This window comes from Curtobacterium sp. NPDC092190 (assembly GCF_044755625.1).
In the GTDB taxonomy this organism is placed as follows: domain Bacteria; phylum Actinomycetota; class Actinomycetes; order Actinomycetales; family Microbacteriaceae; genus Curtobacterium.
On the sequence record NZ_JBIVRJ010000002.1, the window covers coordinates 151,250 to 176,307 of the forward strand.

The following is a 25,058-nucleotide window of genomic DNA, read 5'->3' on the forward strand; positions in this document are numbered from 1 at the left end:
CCGGGCGGTCGCGCGCACGGCCGGTTAGGCTGACCTGAGCCACGATGACCAGCAACGACACCGACAGCACCGCGACCCCGGGAGCAGGACCCAGCCTCCGCACCGGGTCAGCGTCGTCCCACGGCAAGACGATCCTGATCGGCGAGCACGCCGTGGTGTACGGCGTACCCGCGCTCGTGCTCCCCGTGCTCGACGTGCGGGTGACCGCGACGGTGACCCCGGTGGCACCCGGCGACGGCAGCCGGCTCGAGTCGACCGTGCACACCGGACCCCTCGACACCGCACCGGCGGCGGTGCTGCCGACGGTGACCGCCGTGACCGCGACGCTCCGGCACCTCGGCGCCGAGGAGCAGCACGTGCACGTCTGGGTCGACAGTGCCGTGCCGACCGCCCGGGGCATGGGTTCGAGCGCCGCCGTCGCCGCCGCCGTGACCGCCGCCGTGGCCGACGTCTTCGGTCGGACCCTCGACCCCGAGGAGCACCACGAACTCGTGCAGGAGTGCGAGCGCGTCGCCCACGGCCGCCCCTCCGGACTCGATGCCCGAGGGGTCGTCGCCGAGGTGCCCGTGTGGTTCGAGGGCGGCGTGGTCGAGCCCGTCCCGCTCGGCGCGGTGTTCACCTTCGTCGTCGCGGACACCGGTGTCCCGGGGCACACGCGCGAGGCAGTCGCGGCCGTCCGGGAACGGCACGACGCCGACCCCGCCACGGTCGACGGCGTCGTCGATGCCATCGGCGCCCTCGCGCGACGCGCACGGGGGACACTCGAGGATGGCGATGCCCAGGCCCTCGGTGCCACGATGGACGCCGCGCACGAACTGCTCACCGAACTCGACGTGTCGAGCGCGGACCTCGACCGGCTCGTCGACGCCGCACGCTGTGCGGACGCCCTCGGCGCGAAGCTCACCGGCGGTGGGCGCGGCGGATGCGTCCTCGCGCTCGTCGCGGACGGGGAGCACGCCGACCGCGTGTCCGCCGCACTCCGTGCCGCGGGCGCGACGGAGACCTGGACCACCACGATCGGAGCCCGCGCTTGATGACCGCCACCGCCGTCGCGCACCCCAACATCGCGCTCGTGAAGTACTGGGGCAAGGCCGACGCGCAACTCGCCCTGCCCGCCACCGGCAGCGTGTCGATGGGCCTCGACGTCTTCCCGACCACGACGACCGTGACGCTCGACGCCGCGGCGGACGCCGACTCGCTCGTGCTCAACGGCGGCGCGGCCCCCGAGGGTGCGCTGCTCCGCGTGCAGCAGTTCCTCGACCTCGTGCGCGAGCTCGCCGGGTCGTACGACCGCGCGGCCGTCGTCTCCGAGAACACCGTGCCCACCGGCGCCGGGCTGGCCTCCAGCGCGTCCGGCTTCGCGGCCCTCGCGACCGCGGCGTCGGCGGCCTACGGGCTCGACCTGTCCGAGCGCGACCTCTCCCGGCTCGCCCGACGCGGTTCGGGGTCCGCCACGCGCTCGATCCCCGGCGGCGTCGCGGTCTGGCACGCCGGCGACGATCAGGGCTCCTACGCCGAGCGCGTCCCCGCCCCGCCGATGGCCATGGTCGTGGTGACGATCTCCGCCGGCGAGAAGGCGATCGGCTCGCGCGAGGCGATGCGCCGGACGATCGCGACCTCGCCGTTCTACCCGGCGTGGGTGACGTCGACGACCGAGACCGTGGGGGAGATGCTCGACGCCTGCGCCGCCGGTGACTTCACCCGGATCGGGGAGCTCACCGAGAGCAACGCGCTCCGCATGCACGCGACGATCGAGGGTGCCTTCCCGCCCATCCGCTACCTGAACGCCCGCAGCGTCGCCGTGTTCGACGCCGTCGCCGAGCTCCGTGCCGCCGGGACCGAGGCGTACGCCACCGCCGACGCCGGCCCGAACGTCGTGGTGCTCACGAAGCCCGAGGACCGCGGTGCCGTCGCCACGGCGCTCGCCGGTCTCGGAGACGTCATCGAGTCGGGCACCGGACCAGGCGCACGGGTCGTCCGCTCCGAAGGGACGGAGGCACCCGGAGTGGGTGCCGTCCGACCGGAGGAGACCGCCGAGTGATCGAGTTCCGCGCCCACGGCAAGCTGTTCGTCGCGGGCGAGTACGCCGTCGTCGAGCCCGGGCAGCCGTCCGTGCTCATCGCCCTCGACCGAGCCATCACCGCCCGGGTGCGCGAGGGCCACGGCTCCGGGAGCGTGCACTCCGAGGAGTACGGGCACCTCCCGCTGACGTGGACCCGCGACGAGGACGGCCTGGCGCTGGACCGCGAGCACCACCCCTACGACTACGTCATGGCGACGATCGACCTGGTCGAGAAGCTCCGGGCCGAGCGTGGGATCGCACCACGGTTCCACGACCTGCGCATCGAGAGCCAGCTCGACGACGCCAGCGGTCGGAAGTTCGGACTCGGATCCTCGGCCGCGGTCACCGTCGCCACGGTCGGCGCACTCGACCGCTTCTACGGCATCGGGTTCTCGCAGCGGGACCGCTTCCGGGTCGCGCTGCTCGCGACCGTCCGGGTCAACCCGCGCGCGTCCGGCGGTGACCTCGCCGCGAGCACCTTCGGCGGCTGGCTCCGCTACAGCGCACCGGACCGCGAGCGCCTGGTGGCCATGCTCGACAGCCGTTCCGTGACCGCCATCCTCGACGACACCGACGCCTGGACCGGATTCGACGTGCAGCGCCTGCCCGCGCCGGCGGACCTCGAACTCCTGGTCGGCTGGACGGGCTCGCCGGCGTCGACGACGAAGCTCGTCAGCGTGGTCCGGAAGCACCGCAACGGCGGGTACCAGGCGTTCCTCGACGACAGTCGAGCCTGCGTCGACGACCTGACCACGGGCCTCCGGACCGGCGACGCGGCGATGACGCTCGATGCCCTTCGGCGCGCCCGCGTGCTCATGCAGCGCCTCGGCGCGTCCGTCGGCTCGCAGATCGAGACCGAGCGGCTCGCGACCCTGTGCGACGTCGTCGAGTCGGCCGGCGGGGCGGCGAAGCCGTCCGGTGCCGGCGGCGGCGACTGCGGCATCGCGCTCGTCCCGGCGGACACCGACCTCGCCGGCATCCACCGCGCCTGGGAGGCGCACGACATCAGACACCTCAGCGTCGCGGTGCAAGCGCCCGAAGGGAGCGTCGAATGACCGACCTGCTGACCCCGGTCCCCACGAAGTGGGTGGGGCCGATCCGCGTGAGCGGCAACGCCGTCGAGGGCGAGCACGAGGTGCCCCTCGCCACGTACGAGTCGCCGCTGTGGCCGTCCGTCGGTCGCGGTGCCCGCATCTCGCGCATGGTCGAGGGCGGCATCGTCGCGACCGTCGTCGACGAGCGCATGACCCGCTCGGTCGTCGTGAAGGCCGACAGCGCCGCCGCTGCGCACATCGCGGCAGGCCGCATCCTCGCGCGCCAGGACGAACTCGAGCAGATCGTCGCCGGGCAGAGCCGCTTCGCGAAGCTCATCGAGGTGCACCCCGAGATCGTCGGCGACCTGCTGTTCCTGCGCTTCGCGTTCACCACGGGCGACGCCTCCGGCCACAACATGGTGACGCAGGCGGCGGACAAGCTCCTGCCCGCGATCCTCGCGTGGGAGCCGGGCCTGCGCTACGTCAGCGTCTCGGGCAACTTCTGCACGGACAAGAAGGCCACCGCGGTGAACGGCATCCGCGGTCGCGGCCGGAACACGATCGCCGAGATCGTGATCCCGGGGGAGATCGTCGAGAAGCGGCTGCGGTCGAGCGCTGCGCGGATCGCGGAGCTCAACGTGGCGAAGAACCTGGTCGGCTCGACCATCGCCGGGGCCCTGCGCTCCGCGAACGCGCACTACGCGAACATGCTCCTCGGCTTCTACCTGGCCACCGGGCAGGACGCCGCCAACATCGTCGAGGGCTCGCAGGGCATCACCTACGCCGAGGCCCGCGGTGACGACCTCTACTTCTCCACGGCGCTGCCGCACCTCATCGTCGGCACGGTCGGCAACGGCAAGGGCGGGGACCTGCCCGTCGTCGAGGACGCCCTGGTGCGCCTCGGCTGCCGTGAGGACCGGGAGCCCGGTGCCAACGCCCGCCGCCTGGCCGCCCTGTGCGCGGCGACGGTGCTCTGCGGTGAGCTGTCCCTGCTCGCCGCCCAGACCAACCCGGGCGAGCTGATGGCGGCGCACGTCGCCATGGAACGTCGCGGGTCGAAGCCCGCAGGAGGTGCAGCATGAGCGCCCAGCAGCGCGACGCACGGCAACCGCTGTCCGTCGGCATCCACGACATCGCGATCGCGACCGGCCACCACGTGCTCGAGCTCGACGACCTGGCCGAACGGCTCGGCGTCGACCCGGCGAAGTACCACGTCGGCATCGGGCAGGACGCGTTCAGCGTGCCCGCGCCCGACGAGGACATCGTCACCATGGGTGCCGCCGCCGCGAAGGAGGTCATCGACCGCCACGGCGTCGAGGGCATCCGCACGGTGCTGTTCGCGACCGAGTCGGGCGTCGACCAGTCCAAGGCCGCCGGTGTCTACGTGCACGGGCTCCTCGGCCTCCCGCAGAACGTCCGCGTGGTCGAGCTGAAGCAGGCCTGCTACGGCGGGACCGCCGCCGTGCAGCTCGCCCTCGGCATCATCGCGCGCGCACCCCACGAGCGGGTCCTCGTCATCGCCGCCGACGTCGCCCGGTACGACGTCGACACCGCCGCCGAGCCCACCCAGGGCGCCGGGGCCGCCGCGATCCTGGTGTCCGCGGACCCCGACCTCATCGAGATCGAGCCCGCCGCGGGCGTCTTCACCGCCGACGTCGACGACTTCTGGCGGCCGAACGACCGCTCGACGGCGCTCGTCGACGGCCGGCTGTCGGTCAGCGCGTACGTCGACGCGTTCGTCGGGGCGTGGGACGACCTGGCGTCGCAGGGCGGCCCGGCGTACGAGGACATCGTGCGCTTCGTCCACCACCAGCCGTTCACGAAGATGGCGCTCAAGGCGCACCGGAAGCTCACGCAGCACGTCGGGGTGCCCTTCGACGAGTCCGAGCTCGCGATCGGCTTCACCTACAACAAGCAGACCGGCAACACCTACACGGCGTCGCTCTGGATCGGCCTCGCGGCGCTGCTCGACCTCGACGACGACCTGGGCGGCGAGCGGATCGCCCTGTTCAGCTACGGCTCGGGCAGCGTCGGGGAGCTCATCACCGGGATCGTCCGGCCCGACCACCGCTCCCACCGCCGCGAGGGCCGGGTCCGCGCACTGCTCGCGGCGCGCACCCCGCTGACGGTCGACGCCTACCGGGAGCTGCACGCTGCCGGTGCCGCCACGAGCGAGGACGTCGAGCGGCCCCGCGTCACGGCTGCGCCGTACCGCTTCGCGGGTGTGCGCGGCGGTGCGCGGCACTACGAGGCGACCGCGCAGGACTGACGCGACCCCACGACGGCCGGGAGGCGCGGTGCCGGCCGGCACCGCGCCTCCCGTCCGTCCCGCACCCGGCCCTCGCTCGCCGGCACGGTGTAGAAGGATCCTCATGGGTCAGATCGTCTACGACGGTGAGGTGCTCGACCTGCGGGTCGACGACCGCGCGCTCACGCACCTGCAGATCGTCATCGTGAACATGCTGCGGCGCGACCACCGCTTCGTGTTCTCGTGGAAGGACGACGTGCTCCACGGCGACGGGCGCAGCTCCGTCTGGCTGCACCCGAACGTCAGCCTGCGGTTCACCTTCGCGGGCAGCCGGGTGCCCGCGATCAACCGCAGCTGGCTCGAGGAGCTCTACGCGGCGGCGACCTCCGGTGCCGGGCTCGTGCTCGTGCCCGAGCCACCGGACACGAGCACCGCGGCGGACTCCGCGTGGTCCCGGGCGGTCGTCCCGGGGGCGGCGGAGTCCGCGTCCGCCGGCGACACGGAGTAGCACAGCGGCGGAGCCGGGTCAACGGGTTCCGGCCGTCGCGGGCGCCTCCGTAGGGTACGGGTGCCGCGGGACGCACAGTCCCCACGGCCGGCGTCAGGGAGCCGGCCGGCTGCGACCGCGGACGGAGGGAACCGCATGTCCGCGACGGAGGACACGGTCGACGACCGCGCCGGGACGGTCGTCGAGGTGGAGTGTCGACACGAGATCTGGATCAGGGGTCTCCTGGTCGAGCCGGACGGGTGCGCGCTGTACTCGGACTTCTTCGTCGTGCGGGATGCGGAGTCGGTCGCCGTCACCGGGTGACCGTCCCTCGGGTGCCCCGGCCGTCGGTCCCTCGGCGGCCGGGGCACGCCTCGGCGGCGGCGCCGCTCAGTAGACGTCGCGGACGTAGCGCTTCGCGCGCCGCAGGTCCGCCAGGTACGCCTGCGCGTCGTCGTCCCCGCGGCCCCGACCGGTCGCGATGACCTCCAGGAGCGCCTGCTCGACGTCCTTCGCCATGCGCGAGGCGTCGCCGCACACGTACACGTGCGCCCCGTCCTCGAGCCACCGGAAGAGCTCCGCCGCCTGCTCGCGCATCCGCGTCTGCACGTAGACCTTCTCGGCCTGGTCGCGCGAGAACGCCAGGTCGAGCCGGGTGAGCACGCCCGACTCCTGCATCGCGGTGAGCTCGTCCTCGTACACGAAGTCGGTCTCGCGGTGCTGGTCGCCGAAGAACAGCCAGTTCCGCCCGGTCGCACCGGCCGCTGCCCGCTCGTGCAGGAACCCGCGGAACGGAGCGATGCCGGTGCCGGGGCCGATCATCACCATCGGGGCGTCGCCGTCGGCGGGGACCCCGAACGCGGCGTTCGGCTGGAGGTACACGTCGACCTCACCGTCGGCCTGCACCCGGTCGGCCAGGTACGTCGACGCGACGCCGGCGTGGGACCGGTGCGCGTCGCCGTAGCGGACGGACGCGATCGTCAGGTGGATGCGGTCCGGGTGCGCCAGCGGGCTCGACGAGATCGAGTACTGCCGCGCCTGCAGCCCGCGGAGGTTCGGGAGCAGCTCCTCCATCGACGGCGCCGCGGTACCGGCGTCCCGGAGCAGGTCGAGGACGTCGCGGCCCCAGAGCCACCGGTCGAGCTCGTGCTTGTCCCAGTGCGACACGACCGCCGCGAGCTCCGACGCCGGTGCGCGCTGCACGAGGTCGGCCACGAGGTCCTTCGACGGCGTCCGGATCTCGCGCTCGGTGCGCAGGACCTCGGCGAGCGGCCGTCCGTCGAACACGGCGGCCCCGTCGGCCCCGAGGTGCTCGAGCAGCTGGTCGACGAGCGCGGGGTCGTTGTGCGGTACCACCGCGAGGGCGTCGCCGGCGCGGTACTCGATGCCCGAGGTGCCGAGGTCGAACTCGACGTGCCGGATCTCCTTCGCGCTGCGCGGCGAGGAGAGCAGCCGGTTCACGACGAGCGGGGCTCGGTACGGGTTGCGCTTGTTCCACTGCGATCCCGGCCGGGAGGCGCGGCCCGCCTCCGACGCGCCCGCTGCGGCGGACGACGTGGTCGCGGCTGCGGCGGGGCCGTCCGCCCCGGGCTGCGCTCCGGCCTCGGCCGCCAGCCGGTCGAGGACCGCCGCGCTCCAGAGCGCCGCGGGGTCCTCGAAGTCGACGTCGCAGTCGACGCGGTCGTGGATGCGGGTCGCGCCGAGCTGCTCGAACCGCAGGTCGAGGAGCTTCCCGGCCTGGCAGAACTCGTCGTAGCTCGTGTCGCCGAGCCCGAGCACCGCGTACTGCAGCCCCTCGAGCCGGGGGACCGTCGAGGCCTGGACCGCGTCCCAGAACAGGCCGGCGTTGTCGGGCATCTCGCCCTCGCCGTACGTCGAGGTGACGACGAGCACGTGCGACATGCCGGCGAGCTGCTCCGGCGTCACGGCGTCGAGCGGTGTCGCCCGTCCGCCGAGCCCGCGCGCCTTCGCGCCGGCGACGAGCTCGTCGGCGAGGAACTCGGCGTTGCCGGTCTGCGTCCCGAAGAGCACGTCCACCGTCGTGGTCGGGGCACCGCCGGTGGCACGCTTGCCCGCGGCCGCGATGCCGGCGATGAACCCGGCGAGCCACGACTCCTGCGCTGCCGAGAACGGGGCGTCGACCGGGATCAGCTGCCCGGTGGGGGGAAGCGTGCTCATGCCGACACCGCCTCGACGGGGGCCTGCGGGGCGCGGGCGGCGATGTCCTCGAGCGCCGCGGTCGCGAGCAGCTCGTCGAAGCGGGCGGCGCGGACACGGCCGGCGTTCTTGGCGTTCTGGTGCATGATCCACCCCGTGGTGCCGGGCATGTCCGCGCTACGGTTGTTCCGCTGTGCGAGGGCACGCTTGGCGTCGTCGAGCCGCTTGACGGCGATGAGGGTCGCGAGCTCGTCGTCGGCGAACCGGTCGAACGTGCCGCGGAGGTACTTCACGACGCGCTGCTTCACCTGGAAGTCCTCGGTCAGGACGAGGTTCCGCACCGCCTCGGTCACCCGGGGGTCGCTCGGCGCGGCACCCGGCACACGTTCCTGCGCGACGTCCTGCGCCACCCCGAGCACCGTGTACGACGACAGCAGCGAGAACGTGTCCTCGCCCTGGTCACCCAGCGCCGGAGCGCGGCCGTCGAGCACCGTCCGCTGGTCGCGGTAGTCCACCTTGAACGCCCGGAGCTTGTCCGTCGCCACCGAGGTCGCGAGCTCGTCGAGGAGCTCGTTCCGCGTCGCGGCGGCGAGGATCTCGTCGGCGTCCTGGCTGAGCAGGAGCGCGCGCGGCATCCCGACGAACACGTGCTCGCGAGTGGTCGCCCAGTCCGCGAGCAGCCGCTCGGCGAGGGCGGACCCGGTGGCCTCGAGGTGCCACTCGAGCAGCAGCTTCGCCGCGGCCTCGTGGAACGCACCGCGCTCGGCCTCCGTGACGGGGAAGACGAGGAGCGAGTCGGTGCTCGCGCGCTCGGTCACCGCTCCCGACGGGTCGTACTGGTACAGGAACCCGCCGGACATGCCGTTGCCGAGGCCCTTGCCGTAGCCGCCGAGGTTGAGCACGGCGCCGCCGGTCATGTACTCGCAGCCGAAGTCGCCGAGGCCCTCCACCACCGCCGTCGCGCCCGAGTTCCGGACGGCGAACCGGTCGCCGGCCTCGCCCTCGACGAACGTGCGTCCGCCGGTGGCGCCGAACAGCGCGAAGTTGCCGACGAGGACGTTGCCGCCGCGCTCGGCGCTCCCGCCGCCCGGGGCACGGACGACGATGCGTCCGCCGGACTGGCTCTTGCCGACACCGTCGTTCGCCGTGCCGGTGTGCTCGAGCGTCGTGCCGTCGTTCGTGAAGACGCCGTACGACTGCCCGGCAGCGCCGTGGGTGCGGACCGTCACCGCGCCGTCGACCAAGCGACGGCGACCGCGGTCGTCGGTGGTGACCGCCGGGTGCGCGGACAGGTCGACGCCGCGCAGCTCGTGGTTGAGGATGCGCTCGACGTCGATCCCGAGCTGCCCGCCGACCGACTTGTCGGCGTTGCCCAGGCCGATGCCGTCCACGGTCAGGGCGTGCTCGTGCCCGTCGACGAGCGCGGCCCGCACCTGGTCGATCAGGGCGTCGTCGGTGCGGTAGTCCTTCTCGAGGTACTCGGGGTCGGTGACGACCTTCTCGGGCACCTGCGCGAGCAGGTTCCGCACGTCCAGCCGGCCGACGGACGCCGGGTGGTCGAGGAGCTGCAGCAGGTCGGTGCGCCCCCGGGCCTCGCGGAGGGACTGCAGGCCGAGGCGCGCGAGGATCTGCCGGACGTCGTGCGCGATGTTGAGCAGGTACTGCGCGAGCGCTCGGGGGTCGCCCTCGAAGGCCTCGGCGTTCGTGGTCAGGCCCGCCGGGCACTTCACGTTGCAGTTCTTCGCCATCACGCAGCCGAGCATCATGAGCGCGGTCGTGCCGAACTCGAACGAGTCCCCGCCGAGCAGCGCGCTCGTGACGACGTCCGAGCCGGTCTGGTGCGCACCGGAGCAGCGGAGCGTGACCTTCTGGCGCAGGCCGTTCGCGACGAGGGCCTGGTGCACCTCGGCCACACCGATCTCCGCGGAGCGTCCGGCGTACTTCAGGCTCGTGACGGCCGCGGCGCCGGTGCCGCCGGTGTTGCCCGCGACGTTGATGACGTCCGCGCCGGCCTTCGCGACGCCGACCGCGATCGTGCCGATGCCCTCGGAGGACACGAGCTTCACGACCACCCGGACCCGGGCGGCCTTGCAGTCGTGGATGAGCTGCGCGAGGTCCTCGATCGAGTACGTGTCGTGGTGCGGCGGCGGCGAGATGAGCTCGACGCCGGGCGTCCCACCCCGGGCCGCGGCGATGTCCACCGTGACCTTGGGTGCGGGGAGCTGCCCGCCCTCGCCGGGCTTCGCGCCCTGGCCGATCTTGATCTCGAGCTCCTCGAGCATCGGGTCGGCCAGGTAGCCCGCCCAGATGCCGAACCGACCCGAGGCGAACTGCTTGATGCGCGAGCCGCGGATCGTGCCGTAGCGGGAGTGGTGCTCGCCGCCCTCGCCCGAGTTCGACATGCCGCCGACCATGTTCGTGCCGTGGGCGACGGCCTCGTGCGCGGTCGCGACGAGGGCGCCGTGGCTCATCGCACCGGACGCCAGGGTCCGGGTGATCTCGTGCGCGGGCTGGACCTCGGCCACGTCGACGCTCGCCGGTGCCTGCTGCAGCAGGCCGAGCAGGTCGGCGGCCGCACCGGTGGCGCGCAGCGTCACCTGGTCGTCGGCGACGACGTCGACGTCGACCGTGCCGGGGTGCAGCAGGGCGAGCCCGTCCGCGAGGGCCCGGTGGCGCAGTGCGCCCGTGGGCCCCGTCGAGGTGAGCCGCAGGGTGAAGCGGGACGTGCCTCCCGGCAGGGCGTCCTCCGAGGAAGACCGCGAGCCGGACAGCCCGCGCACCGTGATGCTCGCGTTCCCGGTGGTCGAGAAGCGGCCGAGCTCGCGCGCGAAGTCCGACGCCTCGTCGATGCCGGTGACGTCGGCGGGCAGGGCGAGCACGTCGCGCAGGGCCGCCGGGCGGCGGGAACGCTCGTCGTGCGTGGTCTGCAGGAACGTGACGTAGCCCGGCGTGATGCGGTGCGCGTCGATCTCGGCGTCGCTCAGCCGGTCGTAGCCGGTGTTCCGGTACGCCGTGTCCGAGATGCCGAACGAGTCGTCGAGCTGCCGGAGCGTGAGCAGCCGCAGCGCGTCGGAGTCACCGGAGCGCTCGAAGGCCGGGCGCTCCTCGGTCATGCCGCCGAAGCCGCGGACGCTCGCGACGCCGAACGAGTGTCCGGCGCCGTCCGACCGCTCCTTGAACAGGCCGAGCAGGGGGACCTGGCCCTCGGTGGCGACCGAGCGCGCGCGCTCGTGCCACTCGGTGGACGCCTGGGCGATGCGGGCGAAGCCGACACCGCCGACCGGAGCGGCCATGTGCGGGAAGACCCGGGCGAACAGGTCGTCGCCGGTGTCGAGGTAGTTCGGCTCGAAGAACTCGCCGCCGATGTAGCTCTCGGCGGTGCACAGGCCGACGCGGCCCATCGTCTTCGCCAGCGCCTTCTCGGCCGCCTTGCGGAAGCGCTTGAGGGCGGCATCCGTCTCGGTGAGCTGGCCGGCGGGTGCGGGGGCGGCGGGGTACTTCTCCTCCGCGCGGAGCCGGGCGGACAGGCTGTACACGGCCGAGGCCCCGAAGCCCAGGGCGGTGGCCACGTGGTGCGAGGACGGCAGCTGGCCGGACTCGGCGACCACGGACACCCGCAGGCGCAGACCGGTCTCGATGAGCCGCTGGTTGACGGCGGCGACGGCGAGGATCACGGGGAGGGGTGCGTGCGTCGACGACACCGAGCGGTCGGTCAGGACCGCGATCCCGCCCTGGCGCTCGGCGAAGGCCACGACGGCACCGGCGAGCCGTTCGGTCGCGGTACGGACGGCGTCCGCGTTCGCCTGCTCGTCGTCGACGACCGGCACGTAGAGCATGTCGAACCGTTCGAGCGGCACGATCGTCTGGTCACGCAGGCGGACCATGTCGAGGTGCCCGAGGACGGGGGAGTCCACGACGATCTGCCGGCTCGACGTGCCGGACGCGCTGCCCGTACCGTCCGGCTTGCTGCCGAGGGCGACCCGCATCGACATGCCGTCGGCCTCGCGGATCGAGTCGAGCGGCGGGTTCGTCACCTGGGCGAAGCGCTGCGAGAAGTACTTCGCCATGCCGCCCTCGGTGTCGCTCAGCGCGTTGATGGCGTTGCCGTAGCCCATCGCCGAGATGCGCTCCGAGCCGGTGGCGAGCATCGGGTCGAGCATGAACCGGAAGCTCTCCTGGTTCAGCGAGTACGCCACGTAGCGGCCCGCGAGCGACAGGTCGCCGTCGTAGCCCAGCGTGCTGGTGCCGCGGTCGTAGGCCGGCGCCGGCAGGTCGTCGAGGTGCACGCGGGCGGCGTCGAGCAGCGTCCCGTAGTCGCGACGGGCGGCGAGCATCCGCAGGACCTCGTCCGTGCGCATCACCGACCCGGTGCGGTGGTCGACGACGAGCATGCCGCCGGCCTCGATGCGACCGCGGTGCACGACCTCGTCGGCCGGGAACGTCACCTGGCCGGACTCGGACGCCACCATGAGGTACTCGTCCGTCTGCACGGTCCGCAGAGGACGGAGCCCCAGTCGGTCGAGCCGCGCGCCGACGACGTCGCCGTCGCTGAAGATCACGGCAGCCGGGCCGTCGTTCTTCTCCTCGTACAGCGAGAAGTACTCGAGCATGTCCCGGACGTCGGCCGTCAGGGTGCGGTCGTTCTCCCACGCCGGCGGCATGAGCGTGACGACGGCCTCGACGATCTCGAGCCCGTCGTCGAACACGCGGCTCTGCAGGGTCTGGTCGAGCCGGCTCGAGTCCGACTGTCCGGGAGGCCGGACGATGCTGCGGGTGCGGGCGGCGGCGAGTGCCTCGTCCGACAGCCGGTTCTTCCGGTCGGTGTTGAGCTCACCGTTGTGCGCCATCAACCGGAACGGCTGCGCCATGGTCGGGTGCGGCTCGGTGTTCGTCGAGAACCGCGTGTGGAAGTAGAGCGTGCGCACCGAGTGCCGCGGGTCCGTGAGGTCGCGGAAGTACGAGATCACCTCGCCCGAGTTCAGTCGGCCCTTGAGGATCTGCGTGCGGGCACTGAGCGACAGCGGGTAGAGCGCGGCGTGCGGGGCACGGGCCTCGGCCGCCTGCGTGTAGGACACGCGCTCGACGGCGAGCAGGGCGCGGTTCGCCGCGGCGTCGACGTCGGTGCGGGACCACCCCTCGGGCGCGCGGAACACCCACTGCACGATCGGCAGCTGGTACTGCTCGGCCTCGGGACGGGCGACCGAGTGGTCGACGGGGACGTCGCGGACGAGCAGCAGCGTGAAGCCCTCGTGCTCGATCGCGTCGGTCACGGTCTGCACGGCGGCGGCACGCTCGTCGGGGTCGGCCGGCACGAAGCAGTTCGCGACGCCGAAGTGCCCGGCGACGAGCTCCTCGCCGGTGATCGCGCTGAAGAACTCCACCGACAGGTCGATGCTCACGCCGGCGCCGTCACCGACGCCCTCGGCGGACTTGCCGCCCCGGTGCGGGATCGAGCAGAGCGCTTCGTCGCCGCGGACGATGACGTCGTGGGTCGGCACCCCGTCGAGACGGGTGATGAAGCCGACGCCGCAGTCGCTCGACTCGCGGGCAGGGTCGTACAGACCGAAGGGGGAGGGGTTCACGTGCGGGTCCAGTGGGGCTCAGCCGGCAGCGGACGGCCAGGGCTGCATCGGTGGAGCGCTCGCCGCGGGCGGACCGGTGGTGGCGGTCGTGGCCCTGTGTGGGGGTGGTGCGGTGAGCCGATGCTACGGCTTGGTATACCGCGGGTGCAACAGACCGGCCGGACGGGAGGCGCGCGGCGGTCCGGCCACGCGCCTCCCGTCCGGTGCGCGGCCGGTTCCGGTGCCGGTGCCGGTCTCGGTGCCGGTGCCGTTCTGCTCCCGCGGTTCTGTCTGCTTGCGCACAACCGGAAGCACCTCGCGCCACGGGATCCCGTGGCGCGACGTGCTTCCGGTTGTGCCGCGAGCGCCGTGCCGCGTGCCGCGTGCCGCGAGCGCCGTGCCGCGCCGCCTGCTGCGGCGGCTCAGGCCGCCGGCTCGTCGACTCGCCGGGCCGCCGACGCGGCGGTCGCCGTCGTCGCGAGCGGGCCGGCAGCGTCGGCGACGGCTGCCGTGGGGCCGCCGGGGCGCACGAGCACGGGACGCCGCCGCGTGCGGAACACCCACGCCTTGAAGAGGACGAAGCGCACCAGGGTCGCGACGAGGTTCGCGCCGGTGAGCACCAGGACCTCGGCGCCGTGCGACGCCCCGGGCACGGTCGTGTGCAGCAGGACGAGCGACCCGGCGGTGATCGCCCAGGCGATGCCGAACACGACGAGTCCCTGCACGTGGTGGACACCGGCCCCCGCCCGCCCTCGGACACCGAAGGTGAAACGGCGGTTCAGTGCGGTGTTGCCGATCGCGGTGACGAGGAGCGCGAGGAAGTCCGCCGTCTGCGCACCGATCGCGGGACGGAACAGCGCGTAGAGCAGTGCGAAGGCGACCGTGGACAGCACGCCGATGGTCCCGAACCGCAGGAGCTGTCCGACGATCCCCAGGTGCGGTGTCGTGAAGGGCTGCCGGCCGATGGCGTCGTACACCGGGTCGATCGGGATGCGTCCGGTCGCGAGCCCGCGGGAAACGCGCCACATGCCCTTGAGGTCCTCGGCTGCGGTCGACGCGATGTGCACCGAGGAGTCCACGTCGTCGACCCAGTCGACCGGGACCTCGTGGACGCGCAGCCCCGCGTGCTCGGCGAGCACCAGGAGCTCGGTGTCGAAGAACCACGCGTCGTCCTCGCAGAGGGGCAGCAGGTGGTCGGCGGCCTGGCGGGTGATCGCCTTGAACCCGCACTGGGCGTCGGAGAACGACACGCCCATCGTGCTCCGGAGGAGCAGGTTGTACGAGCGGGAGATGAACTCGCGCTTGCCGCCGCGCACGACCCGGGAGGACCCCGCGAGCCGCGTGCCGATCGCCACGTCGGAGTGGCCGGAGAGCAGCGGTGCGACGAGCGGTTCGAGCGCCGCGAGGTCGGTCGACAGGTCCTCGTCCACGTAGACGAGCACGGCGGCCGGGGACGCTGCCCAGACCGCCTTGAGGGCACGGCCGCGACCCTTGAGCGGCAGGTGGACGGCGTGCACCTCGGGCAGCATCGCGGCGAGGTCGTCGGCGATGCGCCCGGTGTCGTCGGTCGAGGCGTTGTCGGCGATCGTGATGCGCCAGGTGTGCGGCAACGACGTCCGGCAGAAGTGGTGCAGACGTCGGACGTGGGCGGCGAGCGTGCCCTGCTCGTCGTGGCAGGGCACGACGATGTCGATGTCGAGCGCGGTGCTGCTGTCGAGCGGGGTGCTGCTGTCGTGGGGGGTGGCTGCTTCCGTCATGCCGCCCAGGCTCGGCAGCGCGTCGATGCGGACCGCAGCAGCACCCTGTGGTGCCCCTAAGAAGCGGTCGGAGGGCTAAGCCGGTGACGCCGAGCACGATCTGCACGATCGCGACGACGGCGAGCGCCGCGATCGGCACGCCCGCGATCCAGAGCCCCGCGCGCGTCTGCGTCCGCCGGATCGTCGGCATCGCGTGCGAGGTCTGCGCGAAGCGGGTCGCGGCGACGAGCTCGGGGGCGGCGGCCGGCGGCTCGGGTTCGGGCTGGGGTCGGTCGTCCTCGAACGCCGGGACCTCGACGACCAGGTCCTCGGGTCGGGCACGCTCCGGCAGGCGGGTGAACCGCTGGTCCGTCCCGCGCGGGTCACCGTCCCGCAGGTCGCCGCTGCGCAGGTCGCCGTCCCGCAGGTCGCCGTGTCGCTGGTCCATCGCGTTCCCCTTCCGCCGGTGCCCGCAGCGTACCCGTGGCAGACGAGGAAGCGGGAGCAGGTACGCGTGACGATCCTGGTTCGCGGTCCGTGGGGATCGTGCACCGGGATCGTCAGGCGTCGGATCGGTTGCCGGCCTCCGGCAGGTCGACCGTGAACGCGGTCCGTCCCGGCTCCGACACGACCCGGACGCTCCCACCGTGTGCGGCCACGACCGCGCGGACGATCGCCAGTCCGAGGCCGCTCGTCCCGTGCTCCCGCGAGCGGGACGACGAGCCCCGGGTGAAGCGGTCGAACAGCACCGGCAGGACCTCGGCGTCGATCGGGGGTCCGTCGTTCGCCACGACCAGCCGAGCGAGCCCACCCGTCGCGGCCTCGCCGCCCCCGGTGCGCGGGACCCGTTGCAGCGACACCACGACGGTCGTCCCCGCCGGGGTGTGCGTCCTCGCGTTCGCGAGCAGGTTCGTGACGGCGCGCCGCAGCTGCCCCGGGTCGCCGGACACCGTCAGCGGGTGGTCGTCGGCGAGCTGCAGCGTCCACCGGTGGTCGGGTGCGGTGGCTCGTGCGTCCATCACGGCCTCGAGCACCGTGGCGGTGAGGTCGACCTCCTCGTGCACCGTCCCGGGCCGGGCGGCGAGGGCCGCGGCGTCGGGCGCCGGGCCGTCGGGCGCCGCGCCGTCGTGTGTCGCTGCGTCGGGCGCCGCGCCGTCGTGTGTGGCGGCGTCGAGCCGGGCGAGCAGCAGGAGCTCTTCGACCAGGTCGCCCATCCGCACCGCCTCGCGGCCGATCCGTTCGGCGTTCCGCTGCAGCGCTGCGACGTCCTGCGAACCGGCCGACAGCTCGGCGTAGGCGCGGACGGTCGCGATCGGCGTGCGCAGCTCGTGTGAGGCGTCGGCGACGAAGGTGCGCATGCCCCGCTCGGCGTCCCGTCGGACGGTCAGTGCGCGGCCGACGTGGCCGAGCAGCCGGTTGAGCGCGGTGCCGACCTGTTCGACCTCGCGGCTGACCACGAGGTCCGCGGAGGGCACCCGGGCGGCGATGTCGGCGTCGCCGCGTTCGAGGTCCAGTGCGGTGACGCTCGACGCGACGGAGGCGACCCGCTCGAGCGGACGCAGCGATCGTCGGACGGCCAGGGTCAGCGCCCACGCCGCGACGAGGAGTGCGAGCAGCGTGGTGCTCCCGATGACGACGACGAGTCGGACGACCGACGCGCGCAGGTCCCCGAGGGGCAGCGCCGTCACGAAGACGTCGCCGCCGCGGGTGACCGCCTGCGCCCGGTACGCCCCGAGCGACCCCAGCGAGACCGTCGTGGGGGTCGCATCCGGTGCGACGTCCGCGAGCACGGCCTCCTGCGCTCGGCTGAGACCGTGCTGCGCACCGGCACCGTCCGTGTACCCGGCGAGCACGGCTGCACCGTCGCGCAGGACCGCCACGACGGTGTCGGCCGCCTGCCCCGGCGCCCCGATGAACCGGTTGTCCGGGTCCTGCTGACCGCCCGAGGACTCCGGGGGCGGTCCGGACGGCGGCTGCCCGCCCGGGGTCCGTCCCGCCGCCGTCGCCAGCTCCGCGTCGAGCCGCCCGACCAGGTACTCGCGGTACGCGATCACGGTCACCGCGCCGACGACGACGTTCGTCGCGACGAGCAGCAGCGCCACGGCTCCGACGATCCGCCAGCGCAGCGACGGGGTGCGCACCGGCCGGGAGGCACGCCCCGCCCCGTCCGGACGGCTCACGTCGTCGGCCGCAGCACGTAACCGGCACCCCGGACCGTCTGCAGCATCGGCTCGTGTCCGGCGTCGAGCTTCCGCCGCAGGTACGAGACGTACATGTCGACGAGGTTCGACGACGTGCCGAAGTCCATGCCCCACACGCTCGCCAGGATCTGCTCGCGGGACAGCACCCGGTTCGCGTTCCGGGCGAGGTGGCGGAGGAGCTCGTACTCGGTCGGTGTGAGCTCGATCGGCTCGCCGTCGCGCAGCACCGAGCGGTCCTCCTCGTCGAGCCGGAGGTCGCCGACCACGACCGCGGACGACCCCGGTGCCGCGACCACCTGCGGTGCGGTCCGGGCCAGGATGCGGGCACGGACGAGCAGCTCGTCGATGCCGAAGGGCTTCGTCAGGTAGTCGTCGCCGCCGCAGGTGAGTCCGGCGAGCCGGTCCTCGGGGGCGTCCCGGGCGGTGAGGAACAGCACCCGCACGGGGTCCCGTGCGTCCCGGAGCCGCTCGAGCACCTCGAAGCCGTCGATGTCCGGCAGCATCACGTCGAGCACGACCACGTCGGGCAGGAACTCCCGCGCCGCGAAGAGCACGTCCCGTCCGCGGTGCACGGCCCGCACGGCCCAGCCGTCGCCCTCGAACGCGAGGGCGACGGCATCGGCGAGCGCGTGCTCGTCGTCGACGACGAGGACCCGGACGGGGTTGCCGTCGGTGCGTCGGAGTGGTCGGTCCGCCATGCACCGGAGCCTAGCCACCGCCGTGTCCTCGTCGTCGGTCACGTCGATGCCGTCACTTCGTCGCGCTCAGGTCGTAGACGGTCTGGCCGCCGACGGTCGTCGCCTCGTAGTGCGCGGCGACCCACTCCTGGATCGCGCTCGCGGTCGACGAGCCGCCACCCATCCCGCCGCCGGAGCCCGAGGACACGTAGTAGCCGACGTCACCGGCCGCGACCCAGGCCTGGAACTCGGCCAGGGTCGGCGCGGGGTCGCTCGACCAGCCGCCGATGGCCATCACGGCGGTGTCGGTGTCGAGCTCGAGCTGCGCGGCCGACTGCGAGCCGTTCACCGCGGCCGACCACTTCGCGTCCGAGGCGGCGAGCAGCTTCGTCAGTGCCGACGACGTCGTCACACCGCCACCGCCCATCCCGCCGCCGCCGCCGGTCGGGGTACCGTCCTCCGAGGTCGCGGAGCCGGAGCCGGAACTGCCCGGCATCGTCGGGACGCCGTCGCCCGTCCCCGCAGGAGCCGAGCCGGTCGGCGCTTGCCCGCCGCTGCCCGGGCCCTGCCGGGAGCCGTCCGTCCCGTCCTGCTGCGTGCCCTGCCCGCCCGGGCCGCCACCGTCCTGCGAGCCGTCCGTCTGCGTGCCGTCAGTCGACCCGCCGGGGCCTCCCGCGCCTCCCGGCTGTCCACCGCCACCTGGGAAGCCGCCCGTCCCACCGGAGCCCCTGCCCGCCGGGCCGACGCTCGGGATGGACCCGGAGTGCGCGACGGTCGTCGTGGCGAGCGCGTACGCGGTCGTGCCGGTCAGCCCGAACAGGGTGCCCGCGAGGACGCCGACGGTGACGGCCTTCCGGAGGGTGGGCACGCTGCCGACGACGATCGCCGCGGCGGACAGGAGCCCACCGACGAGCACCACCCATCGGAGCCAGGGCAGCCAGGTCGGGTCCTCGTTCAGCAGGCACCAGCTCCAGAACGCCGTCCCGCCGACCATCGCGGCGAGGCCGAGGCGACCGGTGACACGCTCGCGGGCGTGCCAGAGGAGCGCACCACCGGTGCCGACCAGGCCGGCGATCGCCGGGGCGAGCGCGACCGTGTAGTACGGGTGGATCGTGCCGGACATGAACGAGAAGACCAGACCGGTGACGATCAGCCAGCCGCCCCACAGCACCAGACCGGCGCGTGCCGGATCGGCGAGGTGCCGACGACCGACGACCACCAGGCCGAGGACGAGCGCGACGAGCGCGGCGGGCAGGAGCCAGGAGATCTCGAGGCCCATCTCGGACGAGAACAGGCGGTCCAACCCGGTCGCACCGCCGAACGACGAGCCCGCGGTGCCGCCTCCGCCCGTGCCGCCCCCGCCGCCGCCGTTGCCCGAGCCGCCGAGGATCCGGCCGAGGCCGTTGTAGCCGAACACCAGGTCGAGGACCGTGTCGTCGGTCGACCCACCGATGTACGGGCGCGCCTCCGCGGGCCAGAGCGCCACGGCGACCACCCACCATCCCGCGGACACGACGAGCGAGACCGCGGCGATGCCGAGGCCGATCGCGCGCCGGCCCCAGCTCGTGCGTGCGGCGAACAGGTACACGAGGCCGAACGCCGGCAGGACGAGCAGGCCCTGCAGCATCTTCGTCAGGAACGCGAAGCCGAGGGCGACACCGGCGAGGGCGATCCACCGCCAGCTGCCCCTCGGGAGCGCCCGGACGGTGCAGTACGCGCCCGCGGTCATGAGCAGGACGAGGAGCGCGTCCGGGTTGTCGAAGCGGAACATCAGCGCGGCGGCCGGGGTCGCGGCGACGACGAAGCCGGCGAGCAGCGCACCGACGTTCGCGGCCGTCGCACCGAGGCGGGCGAGGGTCCGCCGGACCGTGCCCCACACCAGGGCGACGGAGCCGACGGCCATGAGCGCCTGGGGGAGCAGCAGGCTGGTCGACGAGAAGCCGAACACCCGGGCGGACAGCACCATCACCCACAGCGAGGCCGGGGGCTTGTCGACGGTGATGAAGTTCGACGAGTCGAGGGAACCGAAGAAGAACGCCTCCCAGGACTTCGTGCCGGCCTGCACGGCGGCAGCGTAGAAGCTGTTCGCGTACCCGGAGATGCTGAGGTCCCACAGGTACACGACGGCGGTGAGGACGAGGAGCGCCCAGAACGCCGGGCGGAGCCAGCGGGCGTCCTCGCGCTCGCCGGCGAACAGGCGGACGAGGGGCTGGCGTCGACGGACCCGGGCGGCGGTGCTCCCACCGGGGTGGGCGCGGCCCGGACGGTCGGTCGCGGGGGTCGGGTAGGTGGTCATGTCGACGACGATCGCCGGTCCGGGTCGGCCGATCCGATGTGTTCCCTCGGTGCTCCCTAAGAGCGCTGCACGGTGCCGGTGCCGGTGCCGGTGCCGGTGTCGGTAGCGGTACCGGTGCCGGAGGCGGCCTCGCGGCGGACCCGTCGGCGGGCCTGGCGGATGCTCGCGCGCTGCAGCCGCATCGACGGCCACCCAGCGGTGCGCGCGTGTGTCGCGAGCTGTTGGTCCGGGTTCACCACGACGGGGTTCCCGACGAGCGAGAGGAGCGGGATGTCGTGCCGCGAGTCCGAGTAGGCCCAGCAGATCGCGGGGTCGGCACCGGTCCTCGCCAGGAGCGCCCGGGCGGCGACGGCCTTCTGTTCGCCGTGCAGGAACGCCCCGTCGAGGCGGCCCGTGTACACGCCGTCCTGCACCTCGAACACGCTGCCCAGGGCACCGGTCAGGCCGAGGCTCCGCGCGATCACGTCGGCGAGGAACGTCGGCGTCGCGGTGACGAGCCAGACCTGGTGGCCCTTCGCGAGGTGCTCCCGCGCGAGCGCGGCGGTCTCCGGCCAGACGCTCGGTTCCGTGTGGCGCTCCCACACGTCGTCGGCCAACCGGGCCATGTCGGTGACGGTGATGCCGGTGATGACCTCGAGCCCGCGGGTCTGCGCCGCGGCGAGGTGCCGGTCGTCCTCCCCGCGCACCTTGAACCGCGCGTGCTTCCACCCGGCGCTGACGATGTCGCGCAAGGTGATCAGTCCGGCGGCCCGGAGGCCACGGACCAGGTGGAAGGCGCTCGCGCCGTGCACGAGCGTGTTGTCCACGTCGAACAACGCGAGGACCGGGCCACCCGTCTGCTCCACCGCCATCGCGCCAGCGTAGGTGACACACCTGCGTCCCCGCCGCTGTGGACGCCCCGCGGCGTCAGGCGTACCGGCGGGCGGCGCGCAACGCGTGGTCGGTGTACGAGCCGCCGAACAGGAACACGTGCAGCAGCAGCGGTGCGAGCTGGTGGAGCTCGACGCGCTCCTGCCAGCCGTCCGCCAAGCGGGACTCGGCGTCGTACCCGGCGAGCACCGTCTCGAGCCGGGGGAGTCCGAACAGCGCCAGCAGTGCCAGGTCGGTCTCCGCGTGCCCGCCGTGCGGCGTTGCGTCGATGAGCGCCGCACCGGTCGGTTCCGAGGAGCCCGTGGGCCACAGGACGTTCCCCGCCCAGAGGTCGCCGTGGATGCGCGCCGGAGCGTCGCCGACGAGCCGGGGCTGCGGGGAGCCGAGCGTGCCGTCCTCGAGCCGGTCGGCCACGCGGTCGAACACCGCGGCCTCGGCAGCGTCGAAGCCACCGCGGTCGACGATGCGCTGCACGAAGTCCCGGATGCGGTACTCGGCGAAGAACGCGCCCCAGGTGGCCGGTGCGTCGGCGGCACTCGTGAACGGCGTCCGCGACCGGCCCATCCGCAGGCCGCCGCGGGTCGGGAACCCGGGCGAGGGTGCACCCCAGTGGTCGGCACCGGCGGCGTGGGTGCGCGCGAGCGAGCGACCGAAGCGCTCGGCCTGCGCCCGCGTCGGGCTGCCGTCCCGGATCTGCTCGAGGTGGAGCACGGTCGGCTCCGGGTGGTCGAGCACGCGGGCGATCCGGGTGCCGCCCGTCTCCTCGGCCTCGGCGAGCCAGGCCAGTCCGGCGGCCTCGGCGGTCGCCTCGTCGGGGTCGCGGAACGTCTTCACGTGGATCTCGGGCACCGGTCCATCCTGCCGAGGGTGCTCGACGAGTGTTCAGGCTCCGCGACGGGCGGCGTGCACGACCAGGGCGAGCTGCACCCGGTTCTCGACGCCGAACTTCTCGTACACGTGCCCCACGTGGGTCTTCACGGTCGCCAGGCTCACGAACAGGTCCGCGGCGATCTGTGCGTTCGAGGCTCCGGCGGCCACGGCGAGGGCGACCTCGGTCTCGCGGTCGGTCAGGCTCGCCAGGAGCGCGCGCTCGGCGGCCCCGTCGGCCGTGGCGGTCGCGACGGCGGCCGTCCCACGTCCCGTCCCGGTCGGGGCGCTCGCCGCGACGGCGATGACGCGGTCGAGCACCGACGGCGACAGGATCGACCGCCCGGCGGCGACCGTCCGGACCGCGTGGACGAGGTCGTGCGGCGGGGTGTCCTTGAGCAGGAAGCCCCGGGCGCCCCGCTGCAGCGCTCCGAGCACGAGGTCGTCGTCCTGGAAGGTGGTCAGGACGAGCACGGCCAGCTCCGGCTGCTTCCGGAGCTCCCGTTCGGTGGCGACGAGGCCGTCGCAGCGGGGCATCCGGATGTCCATGAGCACGACGTCGGGTGCTGCGGAGGCGATCACGCCCTCGGCCTCGAGTCCGTCGCCGGCCTCGCCGACGACCTCGATGCCGTCGTCGCCGCTCAGGAGCAGTCGGAGCCCGGCCCGGACGAGGTGGTCGTCGTCGACGAGGACGACCCGGATCGGTGCGCTCACACCGTCCACGGGAGCACCGCCTCGACCACGTGGGTGCCGTCGTCGTCGCGACCGGCCGTGAAGGTCCCACCGACGAGCCGGGCCCGTTCCGCCAGGCCCCGCAGGCCGTGACCGCCGGGAGCGCCGTCGCCGGTGCTCGCGGCTCCCACCGTCGGGTTGCCCACCCGCACGCGCAGCGCCGGACCGTGGCGCACGTCGACCGTGACGGTGACGGGCTGCCCCGGAGCGTGTCGGCGGGCGTTCGTCAGCGCCTCCTGCACCACCCGGTAGGCGTGCCGCCCGACGGTGTCCGGCGCGGCGGTGACGGCCTCGTCGACGGTCGCCGACACCACGGCGCCCGAGGACCGCGCCTCATCGAGCAGCACGGGGAGGTCGCGCAGGGTCGGCTGCGGGGGAGCGGCTCCGGCGAGCGCGGCGGTGTCCCCGGGTTCCCGCAGCACGCCGAGCACGTCGCGGAGCTCGGTGAGTGCGGAGTGCGCCTCGGCCCGGACGACCCCGGCGGCCTCGACCGTCTCGTCGGGCGACAGCGACCGGCCGCGGTACTCGAGCGCCCCGGCGTGCAGGGCGACGAGCGACAGCCGGTGTCCCAGCACGTCGTGCATCTCGCGGGCCAGGTGCGCCCGCTCCTGCTCCCGGGCGCGGTCCTCGCGGAGCTGCTGGTCGCGCTCGAGCAGGGCGGCCCGTTCGCGCAACCCGTCGAGCAGGGCCCGCCGCTGCCCGATCGCGATGCCGATCGCGACGAGCAGGGCGGTGAGCACGACGGCCGCGACGAGCACCTGCCACAGGGGCGTGGCGTCCTCGATCGGGTACAGCCCCTCACCGAACATCGAGGCGGCCACGAACGCCGCACTCCCGATCGCGATCTCGGCCGGGCGCCGCCGGGTGACGAGCGAGACCAGCGCGAGGACGGCCGCGCCGACCGCGAAGGTGGACACGGTGCTGCCGGCGATGACGAGCACGCCGACGAGCAGTGGCGCCCGGTGCCGGAAGGGGACCAGGACGAGCGCGGTGAGCCCGACGGCGAGGTCGACGAGCAACGCCGCACCGAGCCGGGCCTCGCTCCACCGTGTGGTGTCGAGGGTCGACCAGATCGCGCTGAACGCGGTGAGCCCGACGAGTGCCGCGAGCACGAGTCGCCACGACTGCGCCCACACGCGTCGGCCGAGGGGCACGGGACGGAGCACGGTCGAGGTCACGGCTCCGAGCCTAGGAACCCCGGCACCCGCGCCGGATCGGCCGAAGGTCGGACAAACGGCGGCGGCCGGGGTCACACCGCCTCGACGAGGGCCCGGGCCAACGGGTGCCACGGCCGCGAGCCGGGTCCGCTGAGCACGAGTGTCCGCACGTACCGCGGCTCCACGGGCAGCATCACCAGGTCGTCCGGCAGCATCACCCGTCCGAGCGTCGGGACGATCGACACCCCCTCGCCCCGCTGGATCATCCCGAACATCGTGCTCATCTCCCGCACGCGGTGTGCCCAGCGGAACGGTTGCCCGGCGAGCTCGTGCATCCGTTGGATCTGGTGCTCGCAGCCTCCGCCGCCGGCGACCAGCCAGTCCTCGTGCAGGTCGTCGAGCGTCAGCGCAGTACTCGACGCGAGCGGGTGGTCGCGCCGGACGACCGCGCCCATCTCGTCCCGCGCGACGACCACGCCCCCGTGGGGTGCCGGCACCGGGTCGACGAGCACGGCGGCGTCCACGGTGCCGCCCTCGAGCCACTCGGCCATCTCGTCGTCGTCACCCTCGTAGACCTGCACGTCGACGTCCGGCAGCGTCACTGCCCACAGCTCGCGGAGCCGCGGTAGCAGGCCCTGGCAGACGGTCGGGACGGCGGCGAGGCGCACGGTGCCGCGGATCGTGGCGGGCCGCACCACGGCCTCCAGGGCGTCGACCGAGGCGAGCACGCTGCGGGCGTGGGCCAGCATGCGGTCGCCGAGCGGGGTGGCGACCGCGGCGCCGCCGCGCCGGACCACGGGCCCGCCGACCTCGCGTTCGAGCCCTGCGACGGCGTGCGAGACGGCGGACTGACCGACGCCGAGGGTGGTGGCCGCACCCGTGAAGGAGCCGGCGTCCACGGTGGCGACGAAGGCGCGGAGCTGCGGGATCGAGAGGGTCATGCGTGTCCTTCATGCAGTCATGCAGGTCAGTC

Annotated in this window: 18 protein-coding genes; 7 read left to right on the top strand and 11 right to left on the bottom strand. The window is 73.7% G+C overall.

Going from position 1 to position 25,058, the window contains the following annotated elements; all coding sequences use genetic code 11:
* Window positions 1–44 precede the first annotated feature (44 nt).
* The 7 genes from mvk (at window position 45) to ACIQFY_RS04955 (ending at window position 6,155) form a co-directional block, all read left to right on the top strand.
* Window positions 45–1,034, top strand: a complete 990-nt coding sequence (gene mvk, locus ACIQFY_RS04925; RefSeq protein ID WP_400338536.1) for a mevalonate kinase — start codon at window positions 45–47, stop codon at window positions 1,032–1,034.
* The gene (gene mvaD, locus ACIQFY_RS04930; protein WP_400338538.1) at window positions 1,034–2,041 is read left to right on the top strand and encodes a diphosphomevalonate decarboxylase; all 1,008 of its coding nucleotides are present in this window, start codon (window positions 1,034–1,036) and stop codon (window positions 2,039–2,041) included. The genes mvk and mvaD overlap by 1 nt, the downstream gene beginning before the upstream one ends.
* Window positions 2,038–3,117, top strand: coding sequence for a phosphomevalonate kinase (locus ACIQFY_RS04935; RefSeq protein WP_400338540.1), 1,080 nt, complete (start codon window positions 2,038–2,040; stop codon window positions 3,115–3,117). The genes mvaD and ACIQFY_RS04935 overlap by 4 nt, the downstream gene beginning before the upstream one ends.
* Entirely contained in the window at window positions 3,114–4,178 is a 1,065-nt protein-coding gene (locus ACIQFY_RS04940; RefSeq protein ID WP_326496871.1) for a hydroxymethylglutaryl-CoA reductase, read from the top strand. Before ACIQFY_RS04935 ends, ACIQFY_RS04940 begins: the two co-directional genes overlap by 4 nt.
* Entirely contained in the window at window positions 4,175–5,365 is a 1,191-nt protein-coding gene (locus ACIQFY_RS04945; RefSeq protein ID WP_326496872.1) for a hydroxymethylglutaryl-CoA synthase, read from the top strand. The genes ACIQFY_RS04940 and ACIQFY_RS04945 overlap by 4 nt, the downstream gene beginning before the upstream one ends.
* Window positions 5,366–5,468: 103 nt before the next feature.
* Complete coding sequence (locus ACIQFY_RS04950) at window positions 5,469–5,852, top strand: ATP-dependent DNA ligase (RefSeq protein WP_066656011.1); 384 nt, start codon at window positions 5,469–5,471, stop codon at window positions 5,850–5,852.
* A gap of 135 nt (window positions 5,853–5,987) precedes the next feature.
* Window positions 5,988–6,155: a hypothetical protein gene (locus ACIQFY_RS04955; RefSeq protein ID WP_209685778.1), complete on the top strand. Its 168-nt coding sequence runs from the start codon at window positions 5,988–5,990 to the stop codon at window positions 6,153–6,155.
* A 66-nt stretch (window positions 6,156–6,221) separates the two neighbouring features.
* Here the strand turns inward: ACIQFY_RS04955 and ACIQFY_RS04960 are convergent, their stop codons facing one another.
* The 11 genes from ACIQFY_RS04960 to ACIQFY_RS05010 form a co-directional block, all read right to left on the bottom strand.
* Complete coding sequence (locus ACIQFY_RS04960) at window positions 6,222–8,009, bottom strand: sulfite reductase subunit alpha (RefSeq protein WP_400338543.1); 1,788 nt, start codon at window positions 8,007–8,009, stop codon at window positions 6,222–6,224.
* Window positions 8,006–13,570 carry a glutamate synthase-related protein gene (locus ACIQFY_RS04965; RefSeq protein WP_400338545.1) on the bottom strand — a complete coding sequence of 1,855 codons (5,565 nt, stop codon included), beginning with the start codon at window positions 13,568–13,570 and terminating at the stop codon, window positions 8,006–8,008. Before ACIQFY_RS04965 ends, ACIQFY_RS04960 begins: the two co-directional genes overlap by 4 nt.
* Window positions 13,571–13,971: 401 nt before the next feature.
* Window positions 13,972–15,306: a glycosyltransferase gene (locus tag ACIQFY_RS04970; RefSeq protein WP_400338547.1), complete on the bottom strand. Its 1,335-nt coding sequence runs from the start codon at window positions 15,304–15,306 to the stop codon at window positions 13,972–13,974.
* A gap of 539 nt (window positions 15,307–15,845) precedes the next feature.
* Window positions 15,846–17,426 carry a sensor histidine kinase gene (locus ACIQFY_RS04975; protein WP_400338548.1) on the bottom strand — a complete coding sequence of 527 codons (1,581 nt, stop codon included), beginning with the start codon at window positions 17,424–17,426 and terminating at the stop codon, window positions 15,846–15,848.
* 35 nt (window positions 17,427–17,461) lie between these two features.
* On the bottom strand, window positions 17,462–18,184 hold the full coding sequence (locus tag ACIQFY_RS04980) for a response regulator transcription factor (protein WP_400338550.1): 723 nt from the start codon (window positions 18,182–18,184) through the stop codon (window positions 17,462–17,464).
* Between the two features lie 52 nt (window positions 18,185–18,236).
* Window positions 18,237–20,459, bottom strand: a complete 2,223-nt coding sequence (locus ACIQFY_RS04985) for an ArnT family glycosyltransferase (RefSeq protein ID WP_400338552.1) — start codon at window positions 20,457–20,459, stop codon at window positions 18,237–18,239.
* Between the two features lie 56 nt (window positions 20,460–20,515).
* The gene (locus tag ACIQFY_RS04990) at window positions 20,516–21,310 is read right to left on the bottom strand and encodes an HAD family hydrolase (protein ID WP_400338554.1); all 795 of its coding nucleotides are present in this window, start codon (window positions 21,308–21,310) and stop codon (window positions 20,516–20,518) included.
* A 55-nt stretch (window positions 21,311–21,365) separates the two neighbouring features.
* Entirely contained in the window at window positions 21,366–22,178 is an 813-nt protein-coding gene (locus ACIQFY_RS04995) for a fructosamine kinase family protein (protein ID WP_400338556.1), read from the bottom strand.
* 33 nt (window positions 22,179–22,211) lie between these two features.
* The gene (locus ACIQFY_RS05000) at window positions 22,212–22,919 is read right to left on the bottom strand and encodes a response regulator transcription factor (RefSeq protein ID WP_326496881.1); all 708 of its coding nucleotides are present in this window, start codon (window positions 22,917–22,919) and stop codon (window positions 22,212–22,214) included.
* On the bottom strand, window positions 22,907–24,106 hold the full coding sequence (locus ACIQFY_RS05005) for a histidine kinase (protein ID WP_326496882.1): 1,200 nt from the start codon (window positions 24,104–24,106) through the stop codon (window positions 22,907–22,909). The genes ACIQFY_RS05000 and ACIQFY_RS05005 overlap by 13 nt, the downstream gene beginning before the upstream one ends.
* 71 nt (window positions 24,107–24,177) lie before the next feature.
* The gene (locus ACIQFY_RS05010) at window positions 24,178–25,026 is read right to left on the bottom strand and encodes a LysR family transcriptional regulator (protein WP_400338559.1); all 849 of its coding nucleotides are present in this window, start codon (window positions 25,024–25,026) and stop codon (window positions 24,178–24,180) included.
* Between the last annotated feature and the right edge of the window lie 32 nt (window positions 25,027–25,058).